This is a genomic window from Pseudomonas sp. GW821-FHT03C07 (assembly GCF_059420925.1).
On record NZ_JBWKUQ010000001.1, the window covers coordinates 235304 to 245790 of the forward strand.

8 protein-coding genes are annotated in these 10487 nt (G+C 62.9%); 5 read left to right on the forward strand and 3 right to left on the reverse strand.

The features are described 5' to 3' along the window. Nucleotides 1–20 precede the first annotated feature (20 nt). Complete coding sequence (locus AC07VG_RS00975) at nt 21–395, reverse strand: tautomerase family protein (protein ID WP_495000947.1); 375 nt, start codon at nt 393–395, stop codon at nt 21–23. A 109-nt stretch (nt 396–504) separates the two neighbouring features. Here AC07VG_RS00975 and AC07VG_RS00980 point away from each other — a divergent pair, with 109 nt between their 5' ends. The 3 genes from AC07VG_RS00980 (at nt 505) to rarD (ending at nt 3462) form a co-directional block, all read left to right on the forward strand. Further along, nucleotides 505–1371: a LysR substrate-binding domain-containing protein gene (locus AC07VG_RS00980; RefSeq protein WP_495000948.1), complete on the forward strand. Its 867-nt coding sequence runs from the start codon at nt 505–507 to the stop codon at nt 1369–1371. Between the two features lie 230 nt (nt 1372–1601). Further along, nucleotides 1602–2576, forward strand: a complete 975-nt coding sequence (locus AC07VG_RS00985; RefSeq protein ID WP_495020291.1) for a class I SAM-dependent methyltransferase — start codon at nt 1602–1604, stop codon at nt 2574–2576. A gap of 7 nt (nt 2577–2583) precedes the next feature. Then, nucleotides 2584–3462 carry an EamA family transporter RarD gene (rarD, locus tag AC07VG_RS00990; protein WP_495000950.1) on the forward strand — a complete coding sequence of 293 codons (879 nt, stop codon included), beginning with the start codon at nt 2584–2586 and terminating at the stop codon, nt 3460–3462. 30 nt (nt 3463–3492) lie between these two features. Here the strand turns inward: rarD and AC07VG_RS00995 are convergent, their stop codons facing one another. Continuing rightward, nucleotides 3493–4797 carry an ATP-binding protein gene (locus tag AC07VG_RS00995; RefSeq protein ID WP_495000951.1) on the reverse strand — a complete coding sequence of 435 codons (1305 nt, stop codon included), beginning with the start codon at nt 4795–4797 and terminating at the stop codon, nt 3493–3495. Between the two features lie 4 nt (nt 4798–4801). Continuing rightward, nucleotides 4802–5503 carry a response regulator transcription factor gene (locus AC07VG_RS01000; RefSeq protein WP_495000952.1) on the reverse strand — a complete coding sequence of 234 codons (702 nt, stop codon included), beginning with the start codon at nt 5501–5503 and terminating at the stop codon, nt 4802–4804. A 154-nt stretch (nt 5504–5657) separates the two neighbouring features. Here AC07VG_RS01000 and AC07VG_RS01005 point away from each other — a divergent pair, with 154 nt between their 5' ends. Both AC07VG_RS01005 and AC07VG_RS01010 read left to right on the forward strand, forming a co-directional pair. Then, nucleotides 5658–6815 carry an efflux RND transporter periplasmic adaptor subunit gene (locus AC07VG_RS01005; protein WP_495020292.1) on the forward strand — a complete coding sequence of 386 codons (1158 nt, stop codon included), beginning with the start codon at nt 5658–5660 and terminating at the stop codon, nt 6813–6815. A gap of 2 nt (nt 6816–6817) precedes the next feature. Beyond that, nucleotides 6818–9910 carry a multidrug efflux RND transporter permease subunit gene (locus tag AC07VG_RS01010; RefSeq protein ID WP_495020293.1) on the forward strand — a complete coding sequence of 1031 codons (3093 nt, stop codon included), beginning with the start codon at nt 6818–6820 and terminating at the stop codon, nt 9908–9910. Nucleotides 9911–10487 lie beyond the last annotated feature (577 nt).

Here is a 10487-nt window from a genome sequence, read left to right on the forward strand (position 1 = left end):
GATGGGCTCCGGTCGGCTCATCAGTTACCCCGCCCTCCCGCAAAGGACCACTCATCCGCCTGGGTGGTGCTAATTACCACCATGACATCCTCCGGATCAATACCCGGCGCCACGCTCAGGCGCTCCACCAGACGCTGATAAAAGCGCTGTTTGGTTTCGGTATCCCGGACGCGACCCGCCGTAATCGCAATCAGCACAAAGTCCTCGCTGCGAGGCCCGCCCAGGTAGTCGCGATCGAAGATCAGCTCACCCATCTCATGCTGATGAATGACCTGAAAGCGGTCGGTAGCCGGTACCTCGAAACTTTCCACCAAGGCTTCATGCAGCGCCTCGGACAACCGGCGCAGGTACTCGGGGGACTTACCCCGATGCAGGGAAATACGGGCGAAAGGCATACCACCTCCAACAAAACCGTTGATTTGACGGAGGCAGGTTAACCAGCGACGATAGTTCCGAATATCAGATTAGATAGAACCCACAATCCCAAATAAGTGGATGATTACAATGCGCCACCCCACCTTCGACCTTGATGTATTGCGCACCTTTGTCGCCGGTGTCGAACTCGGCAGCTTTGCCAAGGCCGCCGAGCGCCTTGGCCGTTCGACCTCGGCGGTCAGCGCCCAACTGAAAAAACTCGAAACCCAGGTCGGTAGCGCCGTGTTGGTGAAGTCGGGGCGCGGCCTGATCCTGTCAGCCGCGGGCGAATCCCTGCTCAGTCATGCCCGGCGTCTGCTGGAACTGAACGACGAGATTTTCAGCAGCTTGCAGGGCGCGCGCATCGAAGGGACGGTACGCATCGGTTTACAGGACGATTTCGCCGAACACCTGCTCAGCGACGTGCTGCGACGCTTTTCCAGGGTCCATCCGCGGGTCAGCCTGGAAGTCAGCATCGCCCGCAATGCCGAGTTGCTGGCGATGATCGAGAATGGCCGCCTGGACCTGGCGCTGGCCTGGGAAACGGGTGCTAGCACGCCTCACGCCACGCGTCTCGGTGAAACCCGGATGCACTGGATAGGCTCACGTGAGTTGCCGCTGCCCTTTCCAGTTGACAGCCTGCCGTTGCCCCTGGTGGTGTTCGACGCACCGTGCATTTTGCGCAGCACGGCAACCAAAGCCCTGGACCAGGCGCGTATCCCCTGGCGAGTGGCACTGACCAGCCCAAGCGTCAGTGGCATCTGGGCCGCCGTCTCGGCCGGGCTCGGCGTCACTTTGCGCACCCGCATCGGCCTGCCCGCTCAGCTGGCGGTGCTTGAAAGCCTGCCCACGCTGCCCATGCTCGGTTATGTGCTGCACCAGGCCGTGGAAGCGCCCACGGCAGCAACGCGGCAGCTGTCCGAGTTGCTCCAGGCAAGCCTCGCTGAACTGCGATAACGGGCCGCCGCGCATTCAATTGCGTATCCCGCTGGCCGCCCTGGTCGGGGTCATGTTCGTGGTCGCGCAGCAGACCTTCGCCTGGCAGCACTAGTCACCCGTGCGCCGCAACGTCGCTGCCCGGCCCACCCAGGGCTACTGCTGGAAATCAAATGCGTGGCGCTACAACGCGCAACGACCTGGGGCGGATGTGGTTAAAATGCCGCCCCTTTACTTGCCGGCATTGTCTGATGACCCCCGACGCCCTGTCCCTCCTCCACACTCACCTGCTCACGGCCCTGGCCGCCGCCCCCGCGGAAACCCGGCGCCTGTTCCACGGCCGGGGCCGCTGCTGGCCGGGGCTGGAGCAACTGACCGTCGACTGGCTGCAGGGCGTGGTGCTGGTTTCGCTGTTCAAGGAGCCGGAGCCCGAGCAGTTGCAAGCCCTCAAGGACCTGCTGATGGAGATCAGCCAGTCGCCTGCCTGGCTGGCCAGCGGCGCCCAGACCTTGTTGCTGCACCATCGCTACCGGCCCCTGAGCCCCGCCGAATGGCTGGTGGGCCAGGCCATCGAGGAGTGGGTGATCACCGAAGGTGGCTTGCGTTATCAGGTCGACCTGGGCAAGAAACAGAACAACGGCCTGTTTCTCGATATGCGCTACGGCCGCGACTGGGTACGGGCGCATGCCCAGGGTAAACGGGTGCTGAACCTGTTCGCCTACACCTGCGGCTTTTCCGTGGCGGCGATCGCCGGTGGAGCCGCGCATGTGCTCAACCTGGATATGTCCCGCGCGGCCCTGAGCCGTGGGCGCGACAATCATCGCCTGAACGGCCACGACCTGGGCAAGGTCGGCTTTCTCGGCCACGACCTGTTCAAGTCCTGGGGCAAGGTCATCAGCAGCGGTCCTTTTGACCTGGTGATCATCGACCCGCCGTCCTTCCAGAAAGGCAGTTTCCTGCTGAGCAAGGATTACCAACGGGTCTTGCGCCGCCTGCCGGAACTACTCAGCGCCGACGGCCTGGTCCTCGCCTGCATGAACGATCCGGCCGTGGGTTCGGACTTCCTGATCGATGGTGTGACCCGCGAGGCCCCGGGCATGCTGTTCGATCGCCGCCTGGACAATCCACCCGAGTTCCCCGATATCGACGCTGAAAGCGGATTGAAGGCCTTGTTGTTCAAGCAGGGTGCTATCCTCCCGGAAAAAACCGAACCCAGCGTTTCGTGAGGCTGTTGTGTCCCGAGGTATTGTTTTATCGGTGTTGGCGTCCTGCCTGTTCGCCATCATGTATTTCTATACGTCCCTGCTCGCGCCCCTCAACGGTGAAGATATCTTCGGTTGGCGGATGCTCCTGACCGTGCCCTGCATGACCGTGTTCATGCTGGTGTCCGGGGACTGGAAGCTGGTCCCGGCGATCTTCGTCCGAATCAGGCAACACCCCCTGTTGTTGCTCAAACTGCTGGTGTCTTCGGCGATGCTCGGCGTCCAGTTGTGGATATTCCTCTGGGCGCCGCTCAACGGCCATAGCCTGGATGTGTCCCTGGGTTATTTCCTCTTGCCGCTGACCATGGTCCTCACCGGACGCATCGTCTACGGCGAACGTCTGTCGCGGCTGCAAACCATTGCCGCCCTGCTCGCCCTCTGTGGCGCGCTCAACGAGTTGTATCGGGTCGGCAGCTTTTCCTGGACCACCTTGCTGGTGGCCATCGGTTATCCGATCTACTTCGTGCTGCGCCGACGCAACGGCACTGACAACCTCGGTGGTCTGTGGCTCGATATGGCGTTGTTGCTGCCGGTGGCCTGGTGGTTCGTGCAACACGGCGAGCAGGGTTTTGCCGTGGTCAATCTGCGGCCGGCGTTGTATGGGCTGATTCCGCTGCTCGGGCTGATCAGTGCCGCGGCGCTGATCTGTTACCTGCTGGCAAGCAAGGTGCTGGCGTTCGGACTGTTCGGTTTGCTCGGCTATGTCGAGCCGGTGCTGCTGGTGATCGTCGCCCTGCTGCTGGGGGAAAGCATCGGGCCGGGTGAATGGCTGACCTACCTGCCGATCTGGCTGGCGGTACTGGTGTTGGTGCTCGAAGGCGTGAAACGGGTGCTGGCGCAGCGACGCTGAGCACCCCATCCACGGGGCGGCGAAGCGCCTCTAACAAGCCACGGTCGGCAGCCACAAGCGGAAACGCGCCCCGCCCAATGGTGATTGTTCGGCGGTCAGGGTGCCACCCTGGGCCTCCAGCGCCCGCCGGCTGATCGCCAGGCCCAGGCCAAAGCCGCCAGTGGCGCGATCGCGACTGCGGTCCAGGCGATAGAACGGCTCGAAAATCCGCTCCCGATCCGACTCGGGAATGCCGATGCCATCGTCATCGACCCACAGTTCGCAGCCTTCCAGGTTGACCCTGACGCCAATCTGGATTCGTCGCTCGCAATAACGCATGGCGTTGCGCAAGAGGTTCTGCAGCGCCCGCGCGGTCAGACGCGGATCCAGCACAAAGCGCTCCAGCGAACCGTGCAGCAGCACATCCAGCACGGTGTCCGGAGCTTCCAGTTCCTCATCGAAACTGCCGAGGATGCTGTCGACGAATTCGTCCAGCGACACCATGACCCGCTCCGGCAACCGGGCCGGGTTCTGCAAACGGCTATAGGACAACAACTCCAATACCAACTCGTCCAGCTCGCGGATATGCGCCACCAGCCCTTGCAGACGCTCGCGGGACGCCGCCGGCAGATCCTCGGACAAGGCCAGGGCCAGGCCGAAATCCAGGCGGGTCAAGGGCGTACGCAACTCGTGGGAGACTGCATTGAGCAGGTCGCGCTGCTGGTTGAGCAGGCATTCGATGTCGTCGGCCATGGTGTCGAACACCGTCGCCAGTTCGCCGATATTGGAGCGTGGCGGGATATTCGTGCGCTCGCTGAGCTGGCCCTGGCCGAGGCGTCGGGCGGTTTGCTTGAGACGTTCCAGGTCGCGCCAGTGCGGACGCAGCCAGAACAGCAGACAGGCCAGCAGCGCAGCGCCGATCAGTACGTTCATGCTCCAGTACAACAGGTTCACGTCCAGCGGATCAGGCGGGACTTGCAGGGCCACCGCCCATTGCCCGTCCAGCGGCGACACCGCCAGGGTCCGGGTGCCCCAGTCGCCGAGGCGGATCACATCCTCGCCAGCGCGCAGGCGTTGTTGCTCGGGAGCGCTGAAGCTCAGGTCATCAACGCGGACCAGGCTGATCTGCAAGGGCCCGAAGCGCTGATCCAGGCGGGTGGCCGTTGCCGGCCACTGTTCTTTCGGCACCTGGCGAAACTGTTCGATCAACAGGCTCTGCAAGCCCCGCGACTGGTCCATGTTGTAACGCATGAAGCGCTCGTGAAAGACCCCGATCACCAGCTCAGGCACCAGGTAGATCGCCGCGCTGAAGGTAACGATGGTGATCAGGTACAGCCGCACGAGGATCTTCAGCATCGGCTCAATACTCCCATTCGGAACGGCTGAACAGGTAACCCTTGCCCCAGACGGTCTTGATCTTGCGCGCCTCGCCGGCATGGTCGTCGAACTTGCGGCGCAACTTGGAAATCGCCACGTCCACCGAGCGGTCGGTGCCGTTGAACTCGATGCCACGCAGGCGCTGGAGGATCTGATCGCGACTGAGCACCTCGCCGGCATGCCGAGCCAGCACCACCAGCAGGTTGTACTCGCCGCTGGACAGCTCCACCGCTTGCTCGCGCCAGCTCACCGTGCGTTCCGACAGATCGATGCACAGGTTGCCCATCAGGATCCGGTCGCTGGCCACCTGCGGATCGGCCAGGCTGCTACGGCGTAGCAGGGTCCGTACCCGGGCCAGCAACACCCGGGGTTCGCAGGGCTTGGTCACATAATCGTCGGCGCCCATCTCCAGGCCCAGCACCTGGTCGTGGCTGTCGTCGCGAGCGGTCAGCATCAGGATTGGCAGCGTTGCCGAATCGGTGCGCAGCAGGCGGCATACCTGCAGGCCATCGAGGCCCGGCAGCATCAGGTCGAGGATCACCAGGTCCGGCGGGTTCTGTTTCGCCCGCTCGCGCACCTGGTCGCCACGGGCCAACACATTGACCTGGTAGCCGTTGCGCTCCAGGTAGCTGGCGATCAATTCACTGAGGGCGCTGTCGTCTTCGACCAGCAGGATGTTAGGCATAGGTAAATTTACGAAGCGGAAAACCGTGAAGGATATACGCCTGCGCGCACCTGCGAGCGGAAGCTTCACACTTTTTCACCAACGCCCTACATAGCTTCACAGCAGCGCTTGACCACGGCCCTTAGCATGCGGGGGTCATTATTGGGACTCTGTTATGTTGAAGAAGCTGTTTGCCCCGCTTTGCCTGTCGGCCCTGGCGCTGACCCTGAGCGCCTGTGACCAATCCGCGAAAGCCCCGGACACGCCGCCCCCGCCCAAGGTTCGGGTCGAAACGATCAAGAGCCAGAGCCTGTCGATCAACAGCGAGCTGAGCGGGCGCATCGCCGCGCCGCGCAGCGCCGAAGTCCGCGCACGGGTAGCCGGCGTGGTACTGCAGCAGGTGTTTCGTGAAGGCAGCGACGTGAAACAGGGCGATGTGTTGTTCCGCATCGACCCGGCGCCGTTCAAGGCCGACCTCGACAGTGCGCTTGCCAGCTTGCAAAAGGCCGAGGCCAATGCCTTCCAGACCCGCCTGCAACACCAGCGCTACCGCGATCTGGTGGACAGCCATGCGGTCAGCCGCCAGGACTACGACAACGCCGAAGCCGCCGCGCGCCAGAGTGCCGCCGATGTTACCGCGAACAAGGCCGCCGTGCAGCGGGCCGGACTCAACCTCGGTTATGCCACCGTCACCGCGCCGATTTCCGGACGTATCGGTCGTGCGCTGGTGACCGAAGGCGCCCTGGTCGGCCAGAATGAAACCACCGCCCTGGCGCTGATCCAGCAGTTGAATCCGATCCACGCCGACCTGACCCAATCGACCCGCGAACTGAACGACCTGCGCCGCGCCCTGCGCGCCGGACAGTTGCAGCAGGTCGGGCAGAGCCAGGCCAGGGCCACGCTGATCCAGGACGACGGCAGTGCCTACCCGCTGCCGGGCAAGTTGCTGTTCACCGATATCAGCGTCGACCCCGGCACGGGCCAGGTGATCCTGCGCAGCGAATTCCCCAACCCGGACCTCGACCTGCTGCCCGGCAGCTTCGTCCGGGTGCGCATCGAACAGGCGGTCAACCACGAAGCCATCACCGTGCCGCAACGGGCCATCCAGCGTGACAGCGCCGGGATCGCTCAGGTGCTGCTGGTGGATGCCGATCAGCGAGTCAGCCAGCAGCCGGTGCAGTTGGGCGCCGTGCAGAACGATCGCTGGATCGTCACCGACGGCCTCAAGGCCGGTGAGCGTATCGTCGTCGAGGGTCTGCAACACGCCCGTCCCGGCGAGAAAGTGCAGATCGACGACAGCCCTCTTCCCCTCGCCCAGTCCAAAGGACAGTGAGCATGCCGCATTTCTTTATCGACCGGCCGGTGTTCGCCTGGGTGGTCGCCTTGTTCATCCTGCTGGCCGGCGCCCTGGCCATCCCGCAGTTGCCGGTGGCGCAGTACCCCAACGTCGCGCCACCCAAGGTGGAGATCACCGCCGTCTATCCCGGCGCCTCGGCGCAGACCGTGGACCAAGGCGTGGTCAGCCTGATCGAGCAGGAGCTCAATGGCGCCGACCACCTGCTGTATTTCGAATCCCAGAGTAGCCTGGGCAGCGCCACCATCACCGCGACCTTCCAACCGGGCACCAACCCGGAAATGGCCCAGATCGATGTGCAGAACCGCCTGAAAGCGGTTGAGTCACGCCTGCCGGCAGCCGTGACCCAGCAAGGTTTGCAGGTGGAAAAGGTTTCCGCCGGTTTCCTGCTGCTCGCCACCCTCACCTCCAGCGACGGCAAGTACGACGAAAGCGCCCTCAGCGACTACCTGGCGCGCAACGTGATGAACGAGATCAAGCGTCTCGAGGGTGTCGGCAAGGCCCAGTTATACGGCGCCGAACGGGCCATGCGGATCTGGATCGACCCGCAGAAGCTGGTGGGCTTCAACCTGACCCCGGCGGATGTCAGCGCCGCCGTGGCCGGGCAGAACGCCCAGGTCTCGGCGGGCAGCATCGGCGACCTGCCGGCGCGTCCGACCCAGGAAATCAATGCCGCGGTGCTGGTCAAGGGCCAACTGAGCACGCCGAAGGAGTTCGCCGATATCGTCCTGCGGGCCAATCCCGACGGTTCCAGCGTACGCATCGGCGATGTCGCCCGGGTGGAAATCGGCAGCCAGAACTACCAGTACGGCACCCGCCTGAACGGCAAGCCGTCCACCGCCTTCGGTGTGCAGTTGAGCCCCGGCGCCAATGCCCTGCACACCGCCACCCTGGTACGCGCCAAGCTCGACGAGTTGTCGCGCTATTTCCCGGCCGGGGTCGAATACAAGATTCCCTATGACACCTCGCCGTTCGTCAAGGTCTCGATCACCAAGGTGGTCTACACCCTGGGCGAAGCCATGTTGCTGGTGTTCGCCGTGATGTTCCTGTTCCTGCAGAACATCCGCTACACCCTGATCCCGACACTGGTGGTACCGGTGGCGCTGATGGGCACCTTCGCCACCATGCTGGCCCTGGGGTTCTCGATCAACGTGCTGACCATGTTCGGCATGGTCCTGGCCATCGGTATCCTGGTGGACGACGCCATCGTGGTGGTGGAGAACGTCGAACGGATCATGGCCAATGAGGGGTTGTCGCCACGAGACGCTACGCGCAAGGCCATGGGCCAGATCAGCGGCGCCATTGTCGGCATCACCCTGGTGCTGGTGGCGGTGTTTATTCCCATGGCCTTTATGCAGGGTTCGGTGGGGGTGATCTACCAGCAGTTCTCGTTGTCCATGGCGACCTCGATCCTGTTCTCGGCTTTCCTCGCCCTGACCCTGACTCCGGCACTCTGCGCCACCCTGCTCAAGCCGATTGCCCCAGGCGAGCATCACGCCAAGGGCGGTTTCTTCGGTGCATTCAACCGTCGTTTCGAGCAGCTTGGTAATAAGTATGAAGGCTGGGTGGTCTATGCACTGAAACGCAGCGGCCGCTACCTGTTGGTCTATGGCCTGTTGCTGGGGCTGCTGGGGCTGTGCTTCATGCGCCTGCCCGCCTCGTTCCTGCCGGTGGAAGACCAGGGCTACACCATCACCGATATCCAGCTGCCGCCAGGGGCGAGCCAGAACCGCACGATCAAGGTGGTGGAACAGATCGAAGCACATAACGCCACGGAACCGGGGGTCGGCGACACCACCATGATCCTCGGCTTCAGCTTCTCCGGCAGCGGCCAGAACGCCGCGCTGGCCTTCACCACCCTGAAGGACTGGTCGGCACGCGGCGCCAAGGACTCGGCACAAGCCATTGCCGACCGCGCCAACCGCGCACTGGGCGAGATCAAGGATGCCGTGGCCTACGCCATCCTGCCGCCGCCAGTGGACGGCCTCGGTACCTCCAGCGGCTTCGAATTCCGCTTGCAGGACCGTGGCGGCGTTGGGCATGAGGCGCTGATGAAAGCCCGCAGCCAGTTGCTGGAAGCGGCTTCGAGGAGTCAGGTACTGGCCAACGTCCGGGAAAGCGCCTTGGCCGAAGCACCACAGGTGCAGTTGGAAGTCGACCGTCAGCAGGCCAATGCACTGGGGGTGTCTTTTGCCGATATCGGTGCGCTGCTCTCCACCGCACTGGGCTCAAGCTATGTCAACGATTTCCCGAACCAGGGGCGCATGCAACGGGTGGTGATTCAGGCCGACGGCGACCAGCGTAGCCAGGTGGCCGATCTGCTGCAGATCAATGTGCGCAACAGCCGTGGGAAAATGGTGCCGCTGTCGGCCTTTGTCCGGGCGCAGTGGACCCAGGGTCCGGCGCAACTGACCCGTTACAACGGCTATCCGGCCATCTCCATTTCCGGCGAGCCCAAGGCCGGGCACAGCACCGGGCAGGCGATGGCGGAGATAGAGCAGCTGGTGACGCGGTTGCCGGCGGGACTTGGCCTGGAATGGACCGGGTTGTCGTTGCAGGAGCGTTTGTCTGGCGCCCAGGCGACCACGCTGCTGGGGCTGTCGCTGCTGGTGGTGTTTCTCTGTCTCGCGGCGTTGTACGAAAGCTGGTCGATCCCGACCTCGGTGCTGCTGGTGGTGCCGCTCGGGGTGCTTGGCGCGGTGCTGGCGGTGACCTTGCGGGGGATGCCGAACGACGTGTTTTTCAAGGTTGGCTTGATCACCATCATCGGTCTGTCGGCGAAGAACGCGATTTTGATCATCGAATTCGCCAAGAGTCTGTACGACGAGGGGCATGATCTGCTGGATGCGACGGTGCAGGCGGCTCGGCTGCGCTTGCGTCCGATCATCATGACGTCCCTGGCGTTTATCCTCGGGGTGGTGCCGCTGGCGATTGCTACGGGCGCCAGTTCGGCGAGTCAGCAGGCCATTGGTACCGGGGTGATCGGCGGGATGATAACGGCGACACTGGCGGTGGTGTTTGTGCCGGTGTTTTTTGTGGTGGTGATGAAACTGGCCAGGCGCAAGGGGTCATGATTATAGGGTGACCTCAAGGGCCCCTTCGCGGGCAAGCTCCGCTCCCACATTAGATTTTTGTCGTACACAAAGTCCAGGCTCGACACGGACATCTGTTGAGCTGCACACAAAGTCTGGACCCAACACAGGCTTCTGTTGAGCCGCACACAAAGTCTGGACTCAACACAGGCTTCTGTTGAGCTGCACACAAAGTCTGGACCCAACACAGGCTTCTGTTGAGCTGCACACAAAGTCTGAACTCAACACAGGCTTCTGTTGAGCTGCACACAAGTCTGGACCCAACACAGGCTTCTGTTGAGCTGCACACAAAGTCTGGACTCAACACAGGCTTCTGTTGAGCTGCACACAAAGTCTGGACTCAACACAGGCTTCTGTTGAGCTGCACACAAAGTCTGGACCCAACACAGGCTTCTGTTGAGCTGCACACAAAGTCTGAACTCAACACAGGCTTCTGTTGAGCTGCACACAAGTCTGGACCCAACACAGGCTTCTGTTGAGCTGCACACAAAGTCTGGACTCAACACAGGCTTCTGTTGAGCTGCACACAAAGTCTGGACCCAACACAGGCTTCTGTTGA